The sequence below is a fragment of the Streptomyces sp. NPDC046712 genome (assembly GCF_040645695.1).
GTDB lineage: Bacteria > Actinomycetota > Actinomycetes > Streptomycetales > Streptomycetaceae > Streptomyces.
The window spans coordinates 154,281-178,635 of record NZ_JBEYYW010000007.1 but is presented as its reverse complement, the minus strand read 5'-3'; the positions used below and the strand labels follow the sequence as shown (position 1 = coordinate 178,635).

Below are 24,355 nucleotides of genomic sequence, written 5' to 3'. Positions count from 1 at the left end.
CAACCTCGTAGGCTTCCGCCCGTGAACGACGGAGAATCTGGCAGACGGGTCATCGACGGGCGCTTCGAACTGGAAGCGCCACTCGGCGGCGGCGGTATGGGCAAGGTGTGGCGGGCACGTGACCTGGTCCTCGACCGGGCCGTGGCTCTCAAGGAGGTACGGCCGCCCGATCCGGGGCTGGCCGAATCCGACCCGCAGGCAGCGGCGATGCTGCGCGCCCGGGTGCTCCGGGAGGCACGGGCCCTCGCCCGGGTCGAGCACCCCAACGTGGTGACGATCCACCACGTCGTGGACGGCGCCGAACACGCCTACCCGTGGCTGGTCATGGAACTGGTGACCGGCGGCTCGCTCCAGGACCGACTCGGGCAAGGGCCGCTGACGCCCGCGGACGCCGCGAGGATCGGGCGCGAGGTGCTGGCCGCCCTGCGCGCCGCGCACGATGTGGGCATCCAGCACCGGGACGTGAAGCCCGCCAACGTACTGCTGCGGCCCGACGGCCGTCCCGTCCTGACCGACTTCGGGATCGCCTCCATCAGGGAATCCACGGCACTCACCGCCACCGGGTCCCTCATCGGCACGCCCGACTACATGGCGCCCGAGCGCATCTCCGGCGGCGACGGCGGGCCGGACGCCGACGTGTGGTCGCTCGCGATGATGCTGTACGTCGCCGTCGAGGGCCACCACCCGCTGCGCAGAGGCACCACGCTCGCCACCCTGGCGGCCGTTCTCACCGAAGAGCTGCCCCCTCCCCGCCACGCGGGCCCGCTGACCGGCGCCCTGAACGCCGTGCTCGTCAAGGACCCTGCCGCCCGCCCGGATCCCGAGACCTTCGACCGCATGCTCGCCCAGGTCGCGCCGAACGCCGAGGCGAACCAGGCGCCGAGCTCCATCGCCGAGGCGAGCCAGGCACCGGGCCCCACCGGCGAGGCAACCTCCTATCGGCTGGCACCCGCGCCGGCCCCGGCCGCGGACCCGGCAGTCCCGGCGGACACGCCCGCCGGTTTCGGACCGCCCATTTCCGGGCTACCCACCCCGGGGCCGGTGGGTGCGCCGTTCAAGGTTCCGGGACCGCCACCGAGCTTCGGCGCTTCGTCTCCCCCGCACACCCCGTATCCCGGGGGCTCCACCCGCCCCACTGCCTCTCCGCCCGCCCGCTCCTCCCGGGCGGGAAGACGAGCCGCGATCGCCTCGTCCGCCGTCGCCACCGTGCTCGCCGGAGTCCTGGCGTGGTCCCTGCTGCCGGACGACGAGAAGAAGGACAGCGCCTCCGGCGAGCGCCCGTCCTCCCCCACCGCCTCCACCTCGGCCTCCGCCTCCGCGTCCAGCGGTTCGCGTACCCCCGCGCCCGGCCCCGCGAAGACCACGGCCAAGGTGAACCTCCTGACCCCGGACGGCATCCGGGTGGCCGTGAAGGAGCTGAAGGCGGCCGCGGGCACCGACCAGGTGGGCCGCTTCGTCGTGTACCCCGAGTACGTGTCGGCGGAGATGATGGTCAAGGGCAGTAAGACCCGCTACGAGAGCTATTCGTATCGGGTCGGCGAAGGCGTCAGTCAGACCTCGATGAAGGGCACGCTGATGGGAGGCGATCTCCCGGTCGGCCTGGACACCTACGACTGGGACGTGCTGCCCGCCCTGATCGCCCGGGCGGAGAAGGAACTCAACGTCAAGGAGCCGACGACGCGTTACTTGCTGATCAGGCAGCCCAACGACCTGTTCGACAGGGAGGCCGGCATCGCGGTCTATATCGGCGACGAGTACGACTCCGGCTACCTCGACGCCGATCGCAAGGGCAAGGTGACCCGCGTGATGCCGGCCGACAGCTGACCGGACGGCGCATGCCGCACGCTGCACGCGGCCTGCCGCCGGGGGGACCGCAGGGGAAGGACCGCCCTCACCGTTGAGGCGCGCCCCTTCCTCGTCCGGGTGGAGGTACGGGTCGAAGGTGGTGCTTGCCGAAGCACCACCGTCCATGCCGTCCATGCGACCCGCTCCGCTCGGTCGAGAAGCCCGGCGCTCCCCGCTCAGGCCCCAGCCAGCAGGGAGTGTCCCAGCGGCGTGAGACTGTGGAGCACAGCGGTACCGGTCCGTACGGTGTCGATCAGCCCCGCGCCACGCAGGACGCCCGCATGCTGGCTGGCCGCGGCGAGGGAGACGCCCGCTCGTTCGGCGAGGGCCGTGGTGGTGGACGGGGTGCGCAGCAGCGTGAGGACCTTCGCCCGGGTGCGGCCGAGCAACGCCCCAAGAGCCTCCGGGCGCTCGTCCGCCCCTTCGCTGTGGCACATGGGGTAGACGAGGACGGTCGCCGCCTCGGGGCGGTACATCACCATGGGACCGGTGGCGAACCACGAGGGCACGAGCAGCAGCCCACGGCCGCACAGCGGAATGTCGTACGTGGACGGCGAGGGCAGGTGCAGTGTGGGCGGCTGCCAACGCCACGTCGTCCCCAGGGTGGTCAGCAAGGCGTCGACACCCCCGCGCAGCAGCATCTCGGCCCGCAACGCGCGATCGGTCATGGCGTCGCTGCGAATCCTCGGCCACAACGGACCGATCGACGAGGCGAAGTAGCGCCGTGCGTCACTCACCAGGGCGTGCCGCGCGGCCGGTGATCCCTGGGCGAGCTCGTGCGCCCACGTGCCGGGGTTGGCCAGGCCGCCGTTCCAGCCGGAGGCGTCCGGGATCCCGAGATCGATCGCCAACCGCGCCGCGGGTGTCGAGGCGACCAGGTCGAGCGCGTCGTCGAAGTCGTGCGCCGCCGGCTGCAGGAGGAAGTCCGGTACGAAGCCCTGCTCGGTGACCAGTTCGGCGAGGACGCCCGCCCGCGCGGTCGCGCCCCCGTGCGGGGAGCGGTGCCAACGCTCGACGGCGGGGCGCAACCTGCCGGTGCCGCGACCGCCGTGTGCGTGGCGCAGGCGCAGGCTCAAGGCGGTCTCCGAGAGCGCGTTGGCCGCCGGAGCGACGGTGATCTGTCGCAGGTCGGCGGCGCTGAAGTGTAAGCGGATCACGCCGACCGATTATCGGCCCGTCGGACCCTTTCGCACAGGGGTGAAAGGCAGTGCGTTGCGCGGAACGACAGGCCAGGCTCCGGGTGTCCGCCCAGCCGATCCGCCCAGCCGATCCGTCCAGCCATTCCGCCCAGCCATTCCGCCTAGCCGATCCGTCCAGCCATTCCGCCAAACCGATCAGCCCAGCCGATCGGCCGCCCAGCCGATCGGCCCACCTCACCGGAGGTCGCCTCGATGCGCCGCAATCATGTCCGCACCGCCTGCCTCGCCGCCGCGATCCTGCTCACCTCCCTCGGCGGGGCGCCCGGCTCGGCCGCAGCCCGGGAACTGCCCGACACCTACGTCGTCTCCCGGGAACCCGGTGTGCTGCCCGAGGGGATCACCATCGCCCGGGACGGCACGATGTACGTGTCCTCCGACGGCACCGGCGCCCTGTACCGCGGCCACATCGCCGACCCGGCCCTGCGGCCCTTCCCCGCGCGCGGCCTTGAGGACCGCCCGAGTTCTCTGGGCGTACACACCGATCGGAGAGGGCGTGTCCACTCGGTGGGCGGCGCGGAGCTGACCGTCCACGACCGCCATGGCCGGCTGCTGGCCACCCGTACCGCCCGCAGCGGGCCCCTCGGCGCGCCCCATCTCAACGACCTCGTCGTGACGAAGGACGCGGTGTACGTGACCGACTGGGCCAATCCTGTCATCCACCGGGCGGAGATCCGGGCCGGCGGCGCTCTTGGTCCGCTGGAACCCTGGCTCGACATCCGCGGCGCGTTCCCGCAGTTCCCGGCACAGTACTGGCTGTTGAACGGCATCGTGGCGAACGAGGACGGCACCGCCCTCCTGGTGGCGTCCAACGGGACCGAGGCGGTGTGGCGGATCGGCACGGCCGACAAGGAGGTCGAGCAACTCCGCCTCGGCGAGCAGTCCTTCGGCCCCGACGGCATGGTCCTGCGCGGCCGGACGCTCTACGCCGTGCTGAACTACGGTGCCCCGCACGGCGTCTACATCGCCGAACTGGACGCCGACCTGCGGACGGGCGCGGTCACGCACCGCATCACCGGCGAGCCCTTCGACCTGCCGACCACCCTCGCGCGCCACGGCTGCCGCCTCTACGTGGTCAACAGCCAGCTGAACCAGCCGCCGGGCCGCCCGCCGTACACCGTGAGCGCCATCGACGACCCGACGTGCGTCACCCCTTGACGACGCGGTGGCGTGCCCGACGCCCAGGCGGCCGCCCCCTCATCGATGGAGCGGAGCGTCGTCCGTGCGGCCGGTCCCAATATTCGGTGGGGGCGAAGTCACGCCATCAGGCACAATGCCCGCGATGATCTCCACCGCCGACCAGCTGCTCGCCGCCCTCGAACCCCTGCCGCACGCCTCCCGGCTCCGGTACACCGCCGTCACCGCTCACCGGCTCGCCGCCGACGGCAGGCTACGGCCTCTGCTCACCGCTCTGGATGTGCTCGGCCCGTACGAGCGCCGCCTCGCCGCGCTGGCGGCCCTGACAGCCGGGGACCTGGGTCACCTGGTGGCTCGGCTCGGCGACCCGGACCCGGTGGTCCGCCGGTACGCGCTGCGCGGCGCCCGGCGCATGCCCGTCCCGGACGCCGCTGTCGAGGCCGCTTACGACGACGCGCCCGCAGTCGTCCGCGCTGACCTCGCACGGCTGCTGCGCGACGGGCGGCGGCCCGCACTCGCCGAGCGGCTGGCGCTTCGGGTACGCACCGAGTACGGCGACCAGGACGCGGCGCGGCTGCTACCGGGCTGCTCGACCGAGTTCACCGCGCGGCTGCTGCCCGAACTCGCCGGAGCGCTCGCGTTCGAGGACTGGAGCACGCTGGCCGTTCGCCATCCCGTCGCTGTCCTCGACCACGCGGAGCGGGAACTCGGCGGCCTGCCCGAGCAGTTGCGCGATCGCTGGTGGAGGCAGCACGCCGCCGGAATCACCGCCGCGCTGCCCGCCGCGCCGGGGCGCGTGGTGGACCTGCTGGAGCGGTACGGCCCTGACAACCTCCCCGGCCCCGTGCACGACCGGCTGGGCGAGCTCGTCGCGGTGGACGCCGAGCGCGTCGCGCGCTGGCTCGCCGACCCCCGCCGGACGGCCGCGCGGTGGGAACGGACACCCGGCCGGGCGGTCATGCGGCAGCTGGTGGCGGCGGATCCGCCATCCCTGCCCAAGCTCGGGGCCCGGTGGTTCCACCGGGAGGCTTTCGGCATTCTGCTGCGTTCGGTGCCGCCGGCCCGCCGACCCGGTTTCGTCGATGCCGTCGTCGCCGCGGGCGATCCGCGCATGAATGTCCGCGCGCACGAAGGGGTGCTCGCCCAGCTGCCGCCCGCCGAGCGGCACGCCCGGGCCCGTGCCGCGATCGAGAAACTGCGCGCCGAAACCCGCCCGGACTGGGACCTCTGGCACCTGCTCGCCCTGCTGCCGCCCACCGAGGCCCGCCCCGAACTGCTGGCCGCCCTCGGTACCGGTGACGCCGAGGATCGCGGAACGATCTGGGACCGGCTGGCCGCCAACGCAGGCCACACCCGTGATCCGGAACAGGTCGCGGAGGTCCTCGCCCTGGCCGTCGGCCGACTGACCAACGAGCGTGACCCCGTACGCCAGGAAGCCCTGTCCGCCTTCTCCGACCTGCCGACACCGCTGTTCGTGGCAGCCCTCGGGGTCGGCGCGTCCGCCGTGGGCCGCACCGGGGCCGAATCCCTGGAACGGCTGTGCCTGGACGCCCTTGGGGCCAGGGACTGTTCGTCCTGGACCCGCGACACGATCCGAACCTTGGCCGTGACCCTGCTCGCCAGTGCCGTGGAAGGAGCCGCAGCCGGCGGCGCGGCCACCAAGGACGCATCTGCCGACGCCGTCGGTGCCACCGCCCTGCGGACTGCCGTACGCCTCATAGAGGCGCTGACCGCTCACACCGGAACGGTGGACCTCGGCCGTTTGGACAACATCCTGCGCGGCAGCGGCGTACGCGCCGTGCTCGACGCACTCGGCCCGTGGCTGGACCGGGCCGCCGCCTGCGGCGACTTCGTGCCCCTGCTCGCGCTGATCAGGTCCTGCGGACCCCGCGCGCACCGGATCCCGGAACTCCAGGACCGCCTCGAGCAGGCCCTGCGCACCTGCCCGGACGGGGTCTTCGGCGAGGTCGCCGCGGCCTGGCTTGCCGACCCCGCGACCCGCGGCGACCGCGTGGCCGAGTTGCTGGCGCGGGAGCCGTCTGCGGTCTTCCTGCCTCAGGTGCTCGCAGTACTCGCCGCGGAGCGCACCGACCTGCTGGACCGCGCCCTGGTGGAACTCCCCCTCCCGGTCGGCCGGTTCCCCGCGGCCGGCACTCCCCGGCCGCTGCCCCCGTTCCGGTACGCCGACCGGTGGCTGCCAAGGCAGCAGGAGGCCGCGGTCCGGCTCGCCGCAGCTGTCATCGCCGATCCCGGCAGGGGTCTCGACGAACGTGCCGCGCTGCTCCGTGCGGTGGCCCCGGTGCCGGAGCACGGGAGGGTTCTGCTCCAGCGGTACACCGCCTCCGTGCCGGCCGTATCCGGCCCCGAGGAGACGGCGGGGTCCTGGGCCCCTGGCGGTGGCCCGCATGCCGAGTCCGCTCCGACCGCAGCGGCTCTGGCTGCAGCGGCTCTGGACGCGGCCGCCCATACGGACGACCCGGCTTCGGCCCTCGGCGCCCTGCTCGACCACGCCGGCGACGACCGGGCCGCGGCCGCTTGGTCCGCCGCCGCCCGCGCCGCCGCCCACGCCCGGCCCACTCTGGTCGCGGCCCTGCTCCGTGACGTCCTGACCCGCGAGAGCGGGGTGAAGGTCACCGTCAGGAAGGCGGCCGCCCGGCTCGCCGCCCGCCACCTGTCTCCGGGCGCCGCCACCGCGCTGCTGTCCACCGTGGGCCGCACCCCGGGCATCCATCCGGACGTACACGCGACCGTCGTCGGTCTGGCCACGAAGCTGCTGCCGAACGAGGAGATGTGGGCGCTGCTGGAGTCGGCGACCACCGACGGGCCGGATGCCACCCGGCGCACGCTCGTCGACCTGAACCCGGCCGATCTGGCTCCGGCCCATCGGTCGCGGTACGGGGAACTCGTCGCCCGAACAGTGTCCGTCGCCGACGAACTGACGGCGGACCAAGCCCTTTCCAGCCTCCGCGACTGGGCGCAGTACACGCCCGCGGCCGGCACGGCGCTGGCTGACGTGTACACCGACCTCGCCTCGCCACTGAGAGTCTGGCGGGCGCGCTACGGACTGACGGAGCTGGCCCGGTCCGAACTGCCCCACCCGATCGGTGGCGTGGAGCCCGGCAGCCTTCTGCACGACGTCGTGGACCGGCTTCTGGCGCTCATCGCTGCCGGCGAACCTGAGGGCGGCGCGGGCGATGGGGATCTCCCGGCTCGCCGCCGCCTGCACTCCCTCATCGGCTCGCACCTCCTTGACCACCGGATGTGCGCAGTGCTGGCCCGGCGTCTGGCGGCCGAACCGGCAGTCACCGCCACCCGCATCGCCCTCCTCGTACGAGCGATCGACCTGGAGGCAGCCGAGCCCGAACTGCTGCTCTCGCTCCGCGAGCTGACGGCTGCGATCGACGGGCGCCCAGTCCTCGCGGTCCGGGTGGCAGAGGATGTGGAGGCCGTACACCGCAGCGGCAATCCACTTGCCGACCCCGTCGCCGCCATAGCCGCCGTCGGTGCCTTGAGCAGCAACGGCGGCCTCGTGGAAGGCCTCCTCGCAGTCGGCCTCGCCACGGCCCTCGGAACCCGCCAGAACTGGCCGGAGCCCTGCCGCGCGGCGGTCGTAGAACTGCGCCGCCACCCGGAGCTGGAAGTCCGGGAGGCGGCGTACGCCACGGTTCTGGGCGGCAGCTGAGCCCACGGTGATCGAGAGAGGAATCCTCGCGCGCGGGAAGGGGGGACCGCGGGCGGCGGGCTGACGGCTGGTGGCTGGCGGCCGGCGGCTACGAGCCAGGTGGCCAGGCCCAGGTTGTGCAGGCCCCCGGCGCAGGCATCAACTCCGGTCGCCCTGCTCGGCTCCTACTGACTGAAGCTGCTGCGCGTCGAGGAGCGGAGCATCAGCTGTTCTGGATGCGGCGGGCCGCAGCCACGAGCTCGGCAGGCAGCGCGGGACCAGCACATGCGTGATCAATCAGCAGATCCCGATAAGAAGGGCCGTTGGGCAGGTTCGGCGCCAGTTCGATGAGTTCGCTCAGATCGGCAGATGAGCCGGTGAGCCGTGCCCGGTACGCGGCGCCGGCCGCGCGAAGTGAAAGCTCGGTCGGCTCGTGCTTCATTCCCTGATCGATCAGCCGGACAGCATCGGCGAAGTCGCCCTGCTCGGCGTGTACGTCGGCCAGGTCGAGATGGAGCGACCAGTTGGCCGGGTCCAGGGCAAGAGCGCGCTCGAACGCCGCCACGGTCTGTTCGGCATCACCCAGCTTGCGCCACGTGCCCGCTCGTACGACTTCCATCAGCATGATCCGCTCAACGAAGTCCGCCTGGTCGCAGAGGGCGAAAGACGCATCGGTGAGACCGCATGCGCGCAGCAAGATCGCCATCTTGGCCAACGCCTCTGGCAGCGGCCGGCGGGCAGAGACCACGTCGATGGCTTGGAACCAGGGCAGGAACCGTTCCCGCATACCTTCGGTGTCCAGATCATGGCCATAGTCCATCGCCCGCATTGCGGCCTCGGCCAGCGCGTCCGCACTCACCACACCGAGAAATCGTTCATCGCTGAACCAGGGGGCTCTGGCCCATGCGATGTCGGGTTGCGCACCCGTGACCGATCCCATCGCCAGCGCCGCGCCATCCATGTCGCCCTCAAGGAAGCTGATGTACGACTGCGCCAGTACCGCCCTCAAGGATTCGGCGTCCTGAACGACCTCGGCCAGCTCCGAGGGCTTGTCCCTCCACAACTCGGCGAGAACCGCATAAGGCTCGGGATTCTCAGGCGCGGAGGCGATGGCACCCGCCAGATGATGCACAGCTGCCGCTGGGCTGCCCCCGCAATGCGCCATCACCCGGCCGAGACCTACTCCACCTGCTACTGCCCGATTCGACATCGCCCGAGCGTATCCCTGGTCCGGCCGCCTGTCGGACCGCCCCCATGGCTCCCTGGAGACGATGCCGTGATCTTGACGTGGCAAGAGTGCTTGCGTCGTGTCCCCCTTAGCTCTCGGCCCAGGGGTGCGGGACTGAGAGCCGAGCCGGAGCACGGGCCGGTCGGGCGGCATCCCTACCCGGGCTCCACATCACAGGCATTTTCCTCCGGTCCGACGGGTGCCGCTTGCCCGAGCCGAGCAGGAGCGGGAAGAGCAGCAGGCACGCGCGGCCACGGCCGCCGGCGTGGCGACCCACGGACGCTGCACCCACCGCAGGGTCATCAGTGACGCGGCGAGCGGCGCACGGGGCAGGCACCCAGTACGCGGCCGCTACTCCTGCGTGACAAGGTGCAGTTGCGACACGGGTACTTCCGTGGTCGCGTCGACGTTCTCGCCGTCGTACCACTCGACGGTGGCGGTGTCGCCGGACAACGCGGTGATTCTGCCGACCGGGAGGTCGGCGAGCGACACTGGCGATCCTGCGGTCTGCCCCAGATCCTGCGTGGTCACCCTGTCCCCGACTGCGAATCTGCTGGCCATTGGTTCCTCCGAGATCAGATGCGACATGAAGCCCCCCACCGGGTGAGGCCCCCACGTGAGGGGTCGCGCCGCGGCAGGGCCTCGTATTCACCCGCCTGGCGAAGCCCCGGCCGAGCCCTAACGCCAGGTCTCACTGCTGGGACCGCGCCCCGCGACTCAGCGGGCGGTCGTCGGCGGCCAGATCCGACCGCCCGCGGAGCGGCCACGGGGACCGCGTTCAGGCGGCTGCGGGCCGGGACGGCGGGGCGATCGGGGCGGGGCCGACGACGGTCAGAGGAATGCCCAGGCCCTCGCACATCCGGCGGGTACGGGCGAGCGCGCTGAGTGACGCCGGGGACGGGTCGGCGGTGGCCAGCTGCATCCTGACCAGACGCGGGCGGTGCGCGAGGAGAAGCGTCTCGATCTGCAGAGCGGCCGCGGCGCGACTGGGGACGTCCAGATCATGCAGGAGTTCCACGTGCAGGACGCCGTCCTCGACCAGATGCCTGATGACCATGGAACCTCCAGCGCCCCCGGGCTCGCCCCTGCCGCAGGACGCTCTGGTGAGAGCACTACAAAGGGCGGCACGACCATTATCTGCGAAAACGTGCGGCATGAGCAGTTGAGCGGCGTATGCCGGATGTCTCTCGGCGCCAGGACGGGGCCCGGCCCTTGGCGATGAGCCAGTCCCGCCACGTGCCGGTCCCGCCACAGCGGGCTCGGCCGTGCGGGGGCTGGATCGTGGCGCCCCGCCTGATCGAGAACATTCCCGCTGGACCGATCCGCTCGGCGGAGGGCCGTTTTCTGTGCCCGTGATGGGTTACACGCCAGGCATGGCCACCCACGGACTACGCAGTCGCACTCTCGCGCTCGCCCGCGCGGCACTGCCTTCGAACAGAGGGCCCGGCCGCATCCTGTCGGCGATGGAGCGCGTCGAAAACTCCCCTCGGGCCGACTGGGCCGTCGACGTCCTGCGGGCGGCGGTGAGGGGTCTCCCGCTCGGTAGCGCCCGCGACGTTCTCCACGGGCGATGGCTCGGACATCCGGTCCACCCGCTTCTGGTGCAGGTCCCCATCGGTGCCTGGCTGTCGGCCGCCGTACTCGACCTGCTGCCCGGCGAACGGCGCGCCGCGCGCGTCCTCGTCGGCGCCGGCTTGGTGGGGGCGGTGCCGTCAGCGGTGGCGGGCTGGACCGACTGGGCCGAGTTGCGCCGCCCGCAGATGCGTGTGGGGCTTGTCCATGCGGTTGCCAACGTCACCGGCGTTGCCTTCTACACGACCTCCTTCGTTGCCCGCTGCCGTGGGCGACACCTGCGTGGCAGGGTGTGGGCGTTCTGCGGCCTCGCCGCGGTCGGCACCGGTGGGGCGATCGGCGGGCACCTTGCGTACCGGCAGGCCGCGGGAGCGAACCACGCCGAGGAGGTCACCGTCCTGGTCGCACCGGGCTGGCACGACCTCGGCGATATGACGGCCCTGCCCGTGGGCCGGCCCCAGCAAGGTCGTATCGGCGAGGTTGCCGTGGTGATCGTCCGCGAGACGGACGGAGAGGTCCACGTGCTGGCCGCGCGGTGCAGCCACATGGGCGGACCGCTCGCCCAGGGCGAGATCGTGGACGGCTGCGTCCGCTGCCCCTGGCACGGCAGTACGTTCCGCCTGTCCGACGGCTGGAACGTGACCGGTCCCGCCACCTCACCGCAGCCCGCGTTCGAGGCCCGCGTCGTCGAGGGTCGCGTCGAGGCGCGTCTCCGCGGCCGTATCCGTACCGGTGGGAGCAAGCGGGCACCGGGCGGACCTTCTGCGTCCCCCGAAGGAACGGCCGTGAGCAGCTCGAGGACCGGCACGCCGCACACGGTGGAGTCGGAGGACGACATCTTGGAGCAGCTGGTCCAGCAGCACGACCGGATACGTCAGCTCCTCGCCGAGACCCTCGGATCGGACGGCGTGGCGAAGCAGCGGTGCTTCGACGAACTGCGCGGCCTGCTCGCCGTACATGAGTCCGCCGAGGAGATGGTCCTGCGGCCCGTGGCCCGGCGTGTCGCGGGGAAGGTCGAGGCGGACGCCCGTAACGAAGAGGAGTCCCGGGCCAACGAGATGCTCGCCGAACTGGAGGAACTCGACGTGCACAGCGCCGAGTTCAACTCCCGCCTCATCGCCTTTCAGCAGGCGGTCGAAGACCACGCACAGCGCGAGGAGCGCGAGGAGTTTCCCGCCATTCGCGCCCGGTGCGACATCGAGGACCGCCGGTCGATGGGGCGCCGTCTGCGCATGGCCGAGCGTATGGCGCCCACTCACCCCCACCCCACCACCGCGGGCTCGACCGCCGCGCAGTGGACGGTCGGCCCCTTCGCCGCCCTGATGGACCGCGCGAAGGACGCCTTCCGGAACTCGGGCGGTTGGTGAGGCCCCGCCCCCGGCCGCCCACCCGCCCCGTGCCCCGTGCCCCGTGCCCCGAGAGGAGACGTCCATGGTCGCGCCAGTGACGGTGGCCCGCGCACAAGGACTGTTCAACCTGGCAGGCGGCCTCTGGCCCCTGCTGTCGCTGCGCACCTTCGAACGCGTCTACGGCCCCAAGACGGATGACTGGCTCCAGAAGACCTCCGCGGGACTCCTGGCGGTCTCGGGAATGAGCATGCTGCGGACGGCGGCCACCGCCGAAGGAGTACGCGCGGCGCGGCGCACGGGTGTCGGAACCGCCGTGACCTTGCTGGCCGTAGACGTGGTGTACGTGCCGCGGGGGCGGATCAGCCCTGCCTATCTGATGGACGCGGCCAAGGAGATCGCATGGCTGACCGCCTGGTTCAAGGCCGGCCGCCTCTCGAGAAACGGCTACGGAACCGGGGGCCACGGGGCGGAGGAGCGCGGGGCCGGGGACCGGGGGGTTGTGGGCGCCGGAGCCGATGATCGCGGGGCCGGGGACCGCAGGGCTGTCGGTGCCGGGGCTGAGGACCGCGGGGCCGAGGGGCAGGTCGCCTCGCACGCCTCGGATCCGCGTCTGTTGGACGTCTATCTCAACGACCACCTCGCAGGGGCCTCGTCGGGTGCCGCCCTGATGCGCCGTGCGGCGCGGGCGCACCGCGGCAGTCCCCTCGGGCCCCAGCTGGAGGAACTGGCAGAGGAGGTGCGGCAGGACCGGGCCAGCCTGCGCGGGACGATGTCCGCGCTCGGTGTCCGGCGGCGCCCCAGCAGGGCGGCGCTGGGGCTCGTGCTGGAGAGGGCGGGGCGACTCAAGCTGAACGGCCGGGTCTTCTCCCGCTCTCCGCTGAGCGACGTCGTCGAGTTGGAGGCCATGCGCCTTGGCGTGGAGGGGAAGGAGGCGTGCTGGCGGTCGCTGCGCACGCTCGCCCGTACGGACCCTCGGCTCGATCCGGTCCGCCTCGACTTCCTGATCCATCGCGCCCGCCGCCAGGCCCGGGCTCTGGAGTCGATGCGCGCGTCCTGCGTCCCGCACGCCCTCACGACCCGTTGAGCCGACGGTCGGCGGCCTCGCCGCGTCGCTGCATGGGTACGACCTCCTGCCGCCACCTGGTCGGCGAGCTGCGGTGCCGGGGGCGCCAACGGCGCCGACGCCCGTACCCGCCCGGCGTACCGACGGTGGCGCCCGGCTGGTCAACGCCGAGGTGGTGGACTACCTGCGCAGTGGCGTCGAGTACGGCCTGCTCGTCCCTGACGCCACAGACCCGTCGCCGGAGCCACTGAACAACCGGGCCCGTCGGTCTCGGCACGGAGGGGACGGCTGCCCCTTGATCCCGCGGCAATCGAGCCCACCGGTTGAAGCTGCCGCCGACGGATGAGGCATCCCAAAGACCGGCCATTCGCGGGAAGTCGGTCAGGTCCCGGCTAAATCGGCGGAGACCGGCTTCGGGTTCCCGTCCGGGCGCGCGTGAGATGCGAGGCGGATTGGGTACGCGCAGCATGGCCGGGAACCCCGAATCCCTCTTGAAGGAAGTGCAGTCATCATGCCTAGAGGAAGTAGCCCCAAGCGCGAGCGCCAGTACGAGCACATCAAGGAGTCCGGCGAGAAGCGCGGCATGTCCGAGGGCCGCGCGAAGGAGATGGCCTCTCGTACCGTGAACAAGGAACGCGCACGGTCGGGCGAGAGCAAGTCGGCCAGCCGCAGCTCCACTCAGGGCAAGTCCGCCTCGCAGCGCGGCGGTGAAAAGTCGGGCGGTGGCGGTTCTTCCGAACGCACCAAGGACGAGCTGTACCAGGAAGCCAAGAAGCGCGGCATCGAGGGCCGCTCCAACATGACGAAGCAGCAGCTCAAGAACGCCCTCGGCCACTGAGCACGAGCCCGGCACGTCAATGCTCCTCGGCCTCCCCGCCCGCCTCGGGGCCCCGCCACCCGGGGCCCCGACGCGGTTGAGGCAGTCCACCGTCAGCTGATCAGACGCCCGCGGTGGGTACTGGACGGCGCCCCGGGCCAGTGAGACCAGTCCGGATGGCTTTGCCTAACGGAGCGGATAGCCGCTGAATCGACGAGCATCCAGAAGGTTGGCAGTGGCCGAAAGGGTCAGACGCGAAGACAAGGCAAGCATTCTCGTCACCGACTCAGGAGGCCACGACGAGCAAGCCGCAGGAGCCTGAGCGCGGCGTAGCGGCAATGGAGCAGCCACACCGGAGGGGCTGCGGCCCGGCAGGACCAAGGTCCTAGCCCCGCTCCAGTAAACGGGCGGGCGCGCGAATCTGCGGCCCCGCATCCCGCCCCTGGTGCGCAGAGGATCAATCGCATGGGAATTGTGAAAGCCACTCTCACACGCGTACGCGGGCTCATGAAGGAGTCCGACGGCAAAGCGCTGCAAAATCCGGGGATGCGGATGGAGGGCCGCCGGCTCCAGGAGGAAGGTCAGGCCGAGACCACGGCTGCGCGGGAACGACGAAGGCAAAGGCGACGCGCTCGGTAAAAGGCCCCCCTTCCGGCCTTCCGGCTGCGGCCCCAGCGGGACCGATGCGAACCCCGTGCCCGACTGTGACTCCCTCCCCTCCGATGAATCCACAGGACTTCCAGTCGAGGGCCCGAGGGCTCGAGGGCTATAGGCCACATCGGGAAGGACAGTCCGGTCGTCGCACGAAGTTGCGTGCGACGACCTGGTCAGCGTTGGCAACCCGCTGCACGCCCCTCGACGGCCGCAACGGTCGCGGATGCCCGATATGTTTCGTCATCCAATCACCGCGAAAATTCATGCCCAAAAATACGGAATCCGGAGGTTCATTGGGCGTCATCTGCGGTTACCCGTAGAGGCATGGCACCGATATGGCGACGGAAACGGGATGGCCCATACCAGCAGGATGGCGGGCAACCGGATGGCGGCCGCGGGCCGCACGACGAGCGCCGCGCCGCAGGGCCCGATCCGCAGGTGGAGCGCGCGGCCCCGGACGGGCCCACGGACATGCCGAAGAAGTCGTGGGGGGCGGTGCTGAAACGGACGGTCTCGGAATTCAAGGACGACGAGCTCGCCGACCGCGCGGCGGCGCTGACCTACTACGGCATCCTGGCCCTGTTTCCCGCCCTGCTGGTGCTGGTCTCCCTGCTTGGCATCGCGGGCAAGTCGGCGACGCAGAGCGTCCTGGACAACCTCACAAAGCTCACGCCGGGCTCGGCACGGGACATCATCACCGACGCGGTGACCCAGCTGCAGGCCAGCAGCGGCACCGGATCAATCCTGGCGATTGTCGGTCTGCTGGTCGCCCTGTGGTCAGCCTCGGGATATGTGGCCGCGTTCATCCGCACGTCCAACGCGGTCTACGACGTTCCCGAGGGGCGCTCGGTGTGGAAGGTCACGCCCCTGCGGCTGGTTCTGACGCTCGTGTTGATGATCCTTGCCTGCATCAGCGCGCTGATCGTGGTGTTCACCGGCCCGCTCGCCCAGCAGGTTGGCACCGCCCTGGGTGTGGGAGACGCCGCTTTGACAGTGTGGTCGATCGCCAAGTGGCCGGTCCTCGTCCTACTGGTCACGATCATGATCGCCCTCCTGTACTGGGCATCGCCGAACGCAAGGGTCCGCGGATTCAAATGGATCACTCCCGGCAGCTTCCTGGCTCTGCTGATCTGGATGATCGCTTCGACAGGCTTCGCGCTGTACGTGGCGAACTTCGGCTCCTACAACAAGACCTACGGCGCCCTGGCCGGAGTGATCATCTTCCTGGTGTGGCTCTGGATCACGAACCTGGCGATTCTGCTGGGCCTGGAATTCGATGCCGAGCTGGCCCGCGAACGCGCGATCATCGGCGGCCACCCCGCCGATGAGGAGCCGTACGTCGAGCCCCGGGACACCCGCGCATGGAGTGATGCCGACCGCAAGGAGATGCGCGACCACTGACACTGAGCCTCGATCCCCACCCTGGGCAGGCCGGCGCCCGGAGGCCGGTTCGCTGGATTCCCCATCGGCTGGATTCCCCATGGAAAGCAGGTGGCCATGCGCTTGCTCAACGACTTCCGCCGCCTCGACCGCCGGCTGACGCGCCGGGCCGCCTCCTGGGACACCCCCTGGGCACGACGAGTGCTGCCCGCCGTGGAATCAGCGGCGGAGCGATCCAAACTGTGGTGGGCCGCCGCCCTGGCCATGGCTGCCACTGGCGGGCTCAAGGAACGCAAGGCCGCAGCCGCCGGCGTACTGAGCATGCTCACCGCGCAACTCATGTCGAACGCGGTGTGCAAGCAGCTGACCGAGCGCCGCCGACCGCCGGAAGAGCTGATCCCGCACGATGAGGTCGAGGACCGGCCGGACTCCTCCTCATTCCCCTCCGGGCACACCGCCGCAGCGGTGGGTTTCGCAGCCTCTGTGGCCACCACGTCGCTCTGGTGGGGAGCAGCGGCAGGGGTCGCAGCCGTCATGGTGGCCCTCGAGCGCGTACACACCGGGGCGCACTACCCGAGCGACGTCGTGGCAGGCGCCGTCATCGGCCTGGCCGGTGCCTGGCTGGTCGGCCACGCACCCAGCCTGCTGCTCCGCGCCCTGTCGCCACTCCCCGCAGCGCGGCCTCGCTGTCCCTGAGTGCCGAGGAAGCGGGCCGCCGTCCGTCAGAGCGCCAGCCCTCCGAACGAGTGGACATCGGGCGGCAGCAACCGGGTAGACGAGGCCGGTGTCCAGCCACGACCCACTCCCCTCCCCCGTCCGGCGTGCCATCGACGACATCGTCGAAGCCGTACGCGATCACGACGACGCCCGCATCAACCGCCTCCTGCGCGACTTCGCCCAGGTTGCCGACATCACCGCCCTGTTCGAACTCCGCCGGAAACTGAGCGCAGGCTCAGACAGCCACTCTGCTCGCAGATCCGGTCCTCGGCTGTCACTCGCGGACCCTGGATAGCCAGAACCAGCCTGTGCGCCGGAGAAGATGCCGCCTCGCTGTGCGCAGGAGGCCTGACCTCGAAGAGCCGGCTCGACCCTGGTCTCCATCGGCTACACCGCCTACGGAGACCCGGCGTGGTCACCGCCCTCGCCGGCGGGGTCGGCACCACCGTCCTCGGCCTCATCGCCACCGGCGGATGACCCTGGGAAGCAACGGCTGGGCGGAGCGCTGACGGGCCACGACCTTCGAGCTGCGCGAGGTCCGGAGCGGCTAGGCTGGGGAGCGTGGCTGGCGACGGCGAGTTCGAACGGGACCAGAACTACATCGCGACGCGGATCACGGCGGATGGCCGAGACGGCTACCCCGTGGAACCTGGGCGCTACCGGCTGGTCATCGCCCGGGCCTGCCCGTGGGCGAACAGGGCGGCGATCGTCCGGCGCCTGATGGGCCTTGAGGACGTGCTGTCCATGGGTATCGCCGGCCCGCTGCACGACGAGCGGAGCTGGACGTTCCATCTGGATCCCGGCGGCAAGGACCCGGTCCTGGACATCGAGCGCCTGCAGGAAGCCTTCTTCAGGCGTGAGCCCGGCTATCCGCGTGGCATCACGGTGCCCGCGATCGTCGACATCCCCACGGGCCAGGTGGTGACGAACGACTTCGCCCAGATCACCCTCGACCTGGGACACGAGTGGGCGGCCCACCAGCGGGACGGCGCGCCCGACCTCTACCCGGAAGAACGGCGCGACGAGATCGACGACGTGGCCGACAAGGTTTTCCAGGACGTCAACAACGGCGTCTACAAGTGCGGCTTCGCCAGCACCCAGGGGGCGTACGACAGGGCGTACCGTCGATTGTGGGAGCGGATGGACTGGCTGGAGGAACGGCTGAGGAGCCGGCGCTACCTGGTGGGCGACACCATCACCGAGGCCGATGTCCGGCTCTTCCCGACCTTGGTGCGCTTCGACGCCGTCTATCACGGCCACTTCAAGTGCAACCGCCAGAAGCTGACCGAGCTCCCCGCCCTCTGGGCGTACGCGCGGGACCTCTTCCAAACACCGGGCTTCGGCGACACCATCGACTTCGAGCAGATCAAGGCGCATTACTACGTCGTCCACAGCCACATCAACCCGACGGGGATCGTCCCGAAGGGCCCGGAATCCGGCGGCTGGCTCACCCCTCACGGGCGCGAAGAACTCGGCGGACAACCGTTCGGCGACGGCACGCCGCCCGGTCCGCCGCCCCAGTCCGAGCGGGTGCCGTCGCTCGACTGAGCCGAGAAGAACACGCGACCGTACGCCCCCCGCGGCAACCGAGCTGGCCGCGCTGACGACGAACGCGATGCGGTCGTGAACCGCATGCGACAGGAGACCGTCACCGTCACGCCGCCCCCCGGCACGGCTGGGAGACGAGCTGTCACAGCGGCCCCCTGCGCAACCGACTCCCCCACGCGGCGCGTCGCACCACACATGGAACGCGAATGGCTCTTCTCGCTCATCCCGCTGACGATCGGCGCGGCCTTCCTGGCCTTCGGTATCTACGGACTCCGCCGCGCCGGCGCGCTCCGTCGCCATGGTGTCACTGCGCAGGGCCGGATCGTCCGCCACGACGTCAGGCGCGGCGACGAAGGTGCCAAGTTCTACCACCCGGTCGCAGCTTGGACGACCCGGGACGGCCGCGAGTGCGAGTACTCATCCAGGTTCGGCCGCGGTTCCATCGGAGGCGGCTTCGGCGTAGGCACCTCTGTCACGGTTCGATACGATCCAGCAGATCCCCGCCGGTTCGCGATCCAGGGCTGGGACGTAGCGACGGTCGACCTGCTGTTCACGGTCTTGGGGTCGGTGTTCACAGCGGGCACGTTGATGGTGCTGCTCGTCCGACTGGTCACGCTCTGACCGCAGTCTCGTCCTGGCGGCGGCTCCACGTCCGCATCGAATGACCCGGCCCCCGACAGGGGGGCCTGCCGGCGCAACATGGGGGCTCGCTGTCAGTGCCCTCCGTCATTGAGCTTCTTCGAGTTGGCCACCGATCGGGTGATTGCGACTGAGCGCTTCAGTGTCGAGTGGGCGGCTGCAGCGTCCGGTGCCAGCAGCTTGGTGAGCCGGGCCAAGGGGCCGCTCGAAGCTTGCCGGCCTGAACGCCAACCCGGCGGCAAGGCCGGTGAGCGACGATCAAGCTGTTGTCAGCCGCTGGTTCTAAGGTCGGCCCTATGACATCAGACCTGGTCCAGGACTCATGGACTCGCATCGACGCGTGGCTGCGCGAGCACGCGCCCCGCACGTTTGCCACGCTTCGGCCGCCTGCAGGCGGCGAGGAGATCGCAGCAGCGCAACAGGAACTGGGGGTCACCTTTCCTCCGGACCTGGTCGCTTCACTCCTCCGGCACAACGGGGCGCTGGAGGGACCTGAGGCTTTCCGCTTCAGCACGGGCGACCGGCTGCTCGGAGTGAGCGGAATCCTCGGGGACACCGGGTTCATGCGCGGCATCGACCAGGGCCTCGACGGGGAGACCGAGGGCTACTGGCTTCACGATTACGTGAAGTTCGGTTCTTACGACGTGACGTCGGACGGTCTTCTGATGGATTGCCGTACCGGGCGGGACTCCTTCGGTGTGATCGGACGGTTCTTCGACGAGACCGGCACCAGTTTCGGGCAGGCCGACTCGCTGGGTGAGTATCTGGCCGAACTGGCCGGCACGCTTGAGCGCGGCCAGGACGCCGGTGTCGTCACCTTCAACGGCCGGCTGTTCTGGGAGGCGCGTCCGCCTGCCAGGCCGCAGTACAGTGCCGACGAGCCCCTTCCCGCACCGGATGAGCAGCTGCCAGAGCTGGACCTGTCCTACAGCCCCACCGACCTCCTCCACGTGAGCCACCTGGACGGGCATGAGGAACTCGGTGCGCTGATCGCAGTCCTGCCGTATGAGCAGGTGGTCGACGCCGCGCGGAAGCAACTGCGCAGACTGGCGGTCGAAACGGGTCTGAACAACTACCCGGAGGTCAAGACAGCCCTGGACGCGTGGGAGTGCGGTGTGGCCCTGCCGCAGCCTGACCAGACCGGCCCGCTCGCCTTGCGACTCCGCGCGGTGCTCGCACAGGCCGACACCGGCCGAGACCACACGCGCAGGTGGGCCGCGGAGAAGATAGCCCTCGGGATCTGGGGGTCCCCGTACAGGTCCGTGTGCGAGAGCGCGGAGACCCGGAGTCACTTCACTCTCGATTGGCGTGCGGATCTGCATGCGGACCTGGGCAATCAGCCCCTGCCACCGATACCTGACGACCGATTCTGGGGGGCGCTGCGCAACCCCGCCATCGACTCCAGTTGGTACGCGGCCCAGTACAGCCAAGATCAGGACTGACCCCAGGGGTTTCGGTTCCGCGTGAGCGCTTCATGTGGCGGTTATAGCCAGACGAAGCGCTCACTAAGGATCTTCAGCGCTGCCGGTCCAGCGTGAGGATGGCCTTGACGATTGACGTCATGCGGTTGGGGCTGCACCGGGACCTGCGGAAGATCCGCCAGGACTTCAGGCTCGCGACACCGCGTTCAACGGGCGCTCGTGCTGCGGCCAGCGCCCGGTTGAGGGTCTTCTCGGTGGGAGTGAGTTCCTGGAGTGGCTTGCGTCTGATGCCGGTCGTCCGCCACGGTCCTGCGCCTTGGTAGGCGAGATCGGCCAGGATGGGAACGCCCTGGCGCTCGCAGATCCGGATGATCCGGTGGGTGCGGGCGGCGGTCAGGTCGTGTGTGCGGCCCGGCAGGGCGGGCGAGAGCCACAGCAGCCGGCCGCCCCGGTCGGTGACGACCTGCACGTTCACTCCGTGGCGCCGGTGTTTGTGGGAGTAGTCGGCCCGGCCGTCGCCGACCCGGTCGCACTCGGCGAGGGTTCCGTCGAGCAGGATGAAGTCGGGATCGTGCTCGCGCAGCGTCTTGAGTAGACCCGGTGCTCGTTCGGCGAGCAGGTCGACGACCGCGCGGGTGTAGGCGTGGGCCGTGGACTCGCTGATCCCGAACCCGGCGGCGATCTTCGCCAGAGTGGTGTGCTCTCGCAGGTACACCAGTGCCACCATCGCCCGCTGGGACGGACGGAGCTTGCAGCGCCGGTCGCCCTCACGAGTGACAACCAGCATGGCGACCCACTCCACGAGCGCATGCGGCAGGTCAAGTGCGGCAGGATGGATGACCAACGAGGCCCCCCGAGCCACGTGATTGAGACGTCAGACATCTCGATCAACAGCTCGGGGGCCTCGTTCGTTGCGCTTCACGACCATCACCCGATCGGTGGCCAACTCGAAGAAGTTCATTGTGCCGTCCATGATCAACGAACGTGACAGCATCGACTGGTCGTCGATGGGCCACGCATACGGTCCGGCCGGCGACGTCCCCGTGTGGCTACGGGAGATGGCCTCGGCCGACCCCGACGTACGGGAGAAGGCGTTCCGCAGTTTCTACGGTGCGGCTCACCACCAGGGGCACGTGTACCCGTGCACTGCGGCGAGCCTGCCGTTCCTGTTTGCCCTGGCCGACGACCCCGCGACTCCTGACCGGGCATCGGTCATCGAGTTGCTGATCAGCATCGGACGCGAATCCTTGGACTGCGACATCGACGCCGTCCACATCTCGCCGGACGGCACCGAGTCGACGGCCCACGTGGACGTCGTTGCGGAGATGCGCGGACGCGCCGACGCCCTGGTCCGCTATGCGGCGGACCCGGATCCGCTCGTGCGCCGGGCGGCGATCGAGGGGCTCGGCCTCTTCCTCGACGATGGCGACCGTGCGGTGGAGGCAGTGCGCGGCCGGCTGCCTGCCGAGGACGGGATCGTGGAACGACTGCTGGTCGTACGGACGATGGCCGACCTCGCGCTACGGCTGCCGGCCGCGCATGCCGAAGCCACGGCTTGGCTCGACACCCTGGCCGGCGACACGACGTCGCCCCCCGACATCCGGCTCGCCGCCCTCGTCCACCGGGCCCGATGCACCCCACAGGAGATCGGGCACGACGTCGTACCGACGGCGATCGAGCTCCTTCGCCGGATCACGCCCGCGCCGGACAGCGCGCGCGAGGATGACGCATGCGGGACCGGTTCGGGAGGATGCGCGTGCACGGCGGCCTCTGAGCGCCCGGCTACCCACGACATCCCGCCGCACATAGCGGCCGCCTTCGAGGACCTCGAACGGCACAGCCGCGTCCACGCACCGACCACGTCCCTGCTGGGCACCTTCCACGCGGCGCTGGACGCCAGCGTGCCCAAGCGTACGGCTCTGCTCACCGCGCAACTCCGCAGCCCGGACCCCGCCACCCGATACGACGCGATCCGCATGACCCAGGACCTGATCCTGGCCTGGCGCGGTGATCACACCGACCTCGTCCTGCTTCTCGCGGACTGCCTCCGGCCCGATGATCCGTACACCGCAGCCGCGGCGGCCGAGAGTCTCAAATCTTTGGTGCCCGTCTCCGAGCCCGCTCGCGAGGCCCTCGCCGCCTACGTCGCCGCACACCGCAGCGCGCACGGCCCGGACGTGTGGGCGGCCCCGCAACCGCTGCTACGCCGCGCCCACCAGGAATCAGTCCTCGCGCTGGCACGCCTCGGCGACCTACGGGCCCTGCCTGACCTGCTGACGGCGCTGGACGGCGATGCCGACGCCTGGCGTGCCCTGCAAGTCGCCGGCCGTCTACGCCCTGCCGCCGGTGAACTCGTACCGCGGCTGATCAGGCGTCTTGCCGCCACCGCCTTCTCCCAACAGTGGTCCGAGGCGAGCGCCGGCGCGCTGGTGTCAGCCCTTGCCGCACTGCGCGACCCGGCAGCCGTACCCGCGATCACGGACGCCGTCACCGCCGCAGTCCGTCACGAGGAATGGCGAACTGCCGCCTCCGCCCTGGACGCTCTCGCCTCCTTCGGCGCCGCAGCCGCAGCTGCCCTCGACGTCGTCCGCCCGCTCGCCGACGCGGAGGACGTCGACGTGCGAGCATCTGCCACAACTGCTCTGTGGGAGCTCGGAGGCGACCCCGAAAGCGTGGTGCCGAGACTGCACGACCTGCTCGACAGCTACCGGCACCACGAGGCGGCCGACGTCCTCGGCCGGATCGGATCGCCCGCCGCGATCGTGCTTCCGCGACTCCGGCAGATGCTGACCGCCGACTACGAATGGAGTCGGGTCCACGCCGCGGCCGCGCTGTGGGAAATAGGCGGCGAGCCCGAGGCCGCCGTCGTGGTCCAGACGCTGCTCGGTACCTGGGAAAAGAACGACGCGACCTCCAATCACGTCGTGACCTGCCTGAACCGCATGGGCCCGTCCGCCGCACCTGCCCTGCCCCGCATTCGCACAGAACTCGCACTGCCCCGCCGCAGCGGCCGCTTCAGAAGCACCGCGGACGACGAGGAACTGCAGGGAATCTGCCGCGCCATCGTGGCTCGACTCGCCTGACCTACGCACCACGCCGCCCCGTGATCCTTGGGCGGCAGGCACTCCCACTGAGCGCGTACTCGGCCGGACGGCGGGGTGACGTGGGTTCCGTGAACGACGAGGTGGATTGTGATCGGGGACTAGGTGCGGTGAGTGTCGTCTGACTGGAGGGCGACGCGGACACCGGCGATGACCACAGCGATCAGGCAGAGAGCGATGATGGTCTCGGCCCACAGGAAGGCGAACCAGTCCAACACGCAGCCGATCGGTGGTGTGCCGGGGGCGTTGTTGCGGAACGCCGAGAGGGCGAACAGGGTGGCGGCCATCCAGCCGAGGGCGGCCCAGACCAGGCCCTCGCCGCGGGTCGTCAGGTACCAGGCCCCCATGAGCACGGACGCCGCCAGCGCCCACATCACAACCATCATGAAGACCGCGAAGACGAGCAGGCTGCCCGATCGGGACAGGTTCAGCCCGACGACGGCCTCTTGCGGGGAGGACGTGGGTGTCGCGGAGATCGAGAAGAGTGTGTCGTTGTTGGAGAACAGCAGCCGCACCGGCACCTGCTTGCCACCCAACAGTGCCCGGAACCCGATGTCGGTCTCGTACGAGTCGAACGGGTAGTCGCTGATCGATCCACCCGTGATCGCAACCTGTACGTCCCTGGTCGCGATCCGCTCGTGCGCCTTGAACGCCAGGTCGTCGAGGGTCGCTACGGAGGTCTGGAGGCTGAGGTCGGCCACCGGGGCGATCCCCTCCCCCTCGCCGAAGCTCCCGCGCGGGGTGACCCGGACCCGCAGTGCCAGCTCTCTGGCCGCGGCGTCGACGCCTTGGACGGTGGCTTCCACGTCCACACGGTCGGCGGCTCCGGATCCGACCGTGTGGACCGTGTCGAGCACCTGCCGCTCGGTCACCTGCAGCCACGACCCCACGGACACGGCCACCACGATCAGGACCGCGATGGGAAGCAGGACCGGCAGGAGCGACGCCCTGAAGCGGCGGGGACGAGGTGAGTCCGAGGGTGGGGCCATGGTGACTCCGACGAGGCAGGAAGGGGAACGGACTCCGG

General features: G+C 70.6%; 18 protein-coding genes and 1 pseudogene. 13 read left to right on the top strand and 6 right to left on the bottom strand.

Going from position 1 to position 24,355, the window contains the following annotated elements:
- Positions 1–21 precede the first annotated feature (21 nt).
- Positions 22–1,824, top strand: a complete 1,803-nt coding sequence (locus ABZ939_RS12275; RefSeq protein ID WP_361852355.1) for a protein kinase — start codon at positions 22–24, stop codon at positions 1,822–1,824.
- A gap of 197 nt (positions 1,825–2,021) precedes the next feature.
- On the opposite strand, the gene ABZ939_RS12270 is transcribed toward ABZ939_RS12275, so the two are convergent.
- On the bottom strand, positions 2,022–3,002 hold the full coding sequence (locus tag ABZ939_RS12270) for a winged helix-turn-helix domain-containing protein (RefSeq protein ID WP_361852352.1): 981 nt from the start codon (positions 3,000–3,002) through the stop codon (positions 2,022–2,024).
- A 234-nt stretch (positions 3,003–3,236) separates the two neighbouring features.
- On the opposite strand from ABZ939_RS12270, the gene ABZ939_RS12265 reads away from it, so the two are divergent.
- Both ABZ939_RS12265 and ABZ939_RS12260 read left to right on the top strand, forming a co-directional pair.
- Entirely contained in the window at positions 3,237–4,199 is a 963-nt protein-coding gene (locus ABZ939_RS12265; RefSeq protein ID WP_361852349.1) for a hypothetical protein, read from the top strand.
- A 124-nt stretch (positions 4,200–4,323) separates the two neighbouring features.
- Positions 4,324–7,860 (top strand): hypothetical protein, encoded by a 3,537-nt coding sequence (locus ABZ939_RS12260; protein ID WP_361852346.1) that lies wholly within the window; start codon positions 4,324–4,326, stop codon positions 7,858–7,860.
- Positions 7,861–8,062: 202 nt separating this feature from the next.
- Here the strand turns inward: ABZ939_RS12260 and ABZ939_RS12255 are convergent, their stop codons facing one another.
- From ABZ939_RS12255 to ABZ939_RS12245, 3 genes are all read right to left on the bottom strand, one after another.
- Complete coding sequence (locus ABZ939_RS12255) at positions 8,063–8,971, bottom strand: tetratricopeptide repeat protein (RefSeq protein ID WP_361852343.1); 909 nt, start codon at positions 8,969–8,971, stop codon at positions 8,063–8,065.
- A gap of 447 nt (positions 8,972–9,418) precedes the next feature.
- Positions 9,419–9,655 (bottom strand): hypothetical protein, encoded by a 237-nt coding sequence (locus ABZ939_RS12250; protein WP_361852340.1) that lies wholly within the window; start codon positions 9,653–9,655, stop codon positions 9,419–9,421.
- Between the two features lie 190 nt (positions 9,656–9,845).
- Complete coding sequence (locus ABZ939_RS12245) at positions 9,846–10,124, bottom strand: hypothetical protein (protein ID WP_361852337.1); 279 nt, start codon at positions 10,122–10,124, stop codon at positions 9,846–9,848.
- Between the two features lie 406 nt (positions 10,125–10,530).
- Here ABZ939_RS12245 and ABZ939_RS12240 point away from each other — a divergent pair.
- From ABZ939_RS12240 to ABZ939_RS12200, 9 genes and pseudogenes are all read left to right on the top strand, one after another.
- Positions 10,531–11,355, top strand: a pseudogene (locus ABZ939_RS12240) (Rieske 2Fe-2S domain-containing protein); the annotation flags it as partial.
- A 69-nt stretch (positions 11,356–11,424) separates the two neighbouring features.
- Entirely contained in the window at positions 11,425–12,006 is a 582-nt protein-coding gene (locus ABZ939_RS12235; RefSeq protein WP_361852619.1) for a hemerythrin domain-containing protein, read from the top strand.
- A gap of 64 nt (positions 12,007–12,070) precedes the next feature.
- Positions 12,071–13,072 (top strand): hypothetical protein, encoded by a 1,002-nt coding sequence (locus ABZ939_RS12230; RefSeq protein ID WP_361852334.1) that lies wholly within the window; start codon positions 12,071–12,073, stop codon positions 13,070–13,072.
- 490 nt (positions 13,073–13,562) lie between these two features.
- Positions 13,563–13,889: a plasmid stabilization protein gene (locus ABZ939_RS12225; RefSeq protein ID WP_361852331.1), complete on the top strand. Its 327-nt coding sequence runs from the start codon at positions 13,563–13,565 to the stop codon at positions 13,887–13,889.
- 957 nt (positions 13,890–14,846) lie between these two features.
- On the top strand, positions 14,847–15,923 hold the full coding sequence (locus ABZ939_RS12220) for a YihY/virulence factor BrkB family protein (RefSeq protein ID WP_361852328.1): 1,077 nt from the start codon (positions 14,847–14,849) through the stop codon (positions 15,921–15,923).
- 96 nt (positions 15,924–16,019) lie between these two features.
- The gene (locus ABZ939_RS12215; protein ID WP_361852325.1) at positions 16,020–16,598 is read left to right on the top strand and encodes a phosphatase PAP2 family protein; all 579 of its coding nucleotides are present in this window, start codon (positions 16,020–16,022) and stop codon (positions 16,596–16,598) included.
- A 582-nt stretch (positions 16,599–17,180) separates the two neighbouring features.
- Complete coding sequence (locus ABZ939_RS12210) at positions 17,181–18,167, top strand: glutathione S-transferase C-terminal domain-containing protein (protein ID WP_361852322.1); 987 nt, start codon at positions 17,181–17,183, stop codon at positions 18,165–18,167.
- An 84-nt stretch (positions 18,168–18,251) separates the two neighbouring features.
- On the top strand, positions 18,252–18,788 hold the full coding sequence (locus ABZ939_RS12205) for a DUF3592 domain-containing protein (protein WP_361852319.1): 537 nt from the start codon (positions 18,252–18,254) through the stop codon (positions 18,786–18,788).
- Positions 18,789–19,102: 314 nt separating this feature from the next.
- A complete protein-coding gene (locus tag ABZ939_RS12200) occupies positions 19,103–20,248 on the top strand; it encodes an SMI1/KNR4 family protein (protein WP_361852316.1) in 1,146 nt (381 codons plus the stop codon).
- A gap of 73 nt (positions 20,249–20,321) precedes the next feature.
- On the opposite strand, the gene ABZ939_RS12195 is transcribed toward ABZ939_RS12200, so the two are convergent.
- Complete coding sequence (locus ABZ939_RS12195) at positions 20,322–21,071, bottom strand: transposase family protein (RefSeq protein WP_361852313.1); 750 nt, start codon at positions 21,069–21,071, stop codon at positions 20,322–20,324.
- A gap of 127 nt (positions 21,072–21,198) precedes the next feature.
- Here ABZ939_RS12195 and ABZ939_RS12190 point away from each other — a divergent pair, with 127 nt between their 5' ends.
- Complete coding sequence (locus tag ABZ939_RS12190) at positions 21,199–23,310, top strand: HEAT repeat domain-containing protein (protein WP_361852310.1); 2,112 nt, start codon at positions 21,199–21,201, stop codon at positions 23,308–23,310.
- 119 nt (positions 23,311–23,429) lie between these two features.
- Here the strand turns inward: ABZ939_RS12190 and ABZ939_RS12185 are convergent, their stop codons facing one another.
- The gene (locus ABZ939_RS12185) at positions 23,430–24,317 is read right to left on the bottom strand and encodes a DUF4436 family protein (RefSeq protein ID WP_361852308.1); all 888 of its coding nucleotides are present in this window, start codon (positions 24,315–24,317) and stop codon (positions 23,430–23,432) included.
- Positions 24,318–24,355 lie beyond the last annotated feature (38 nt).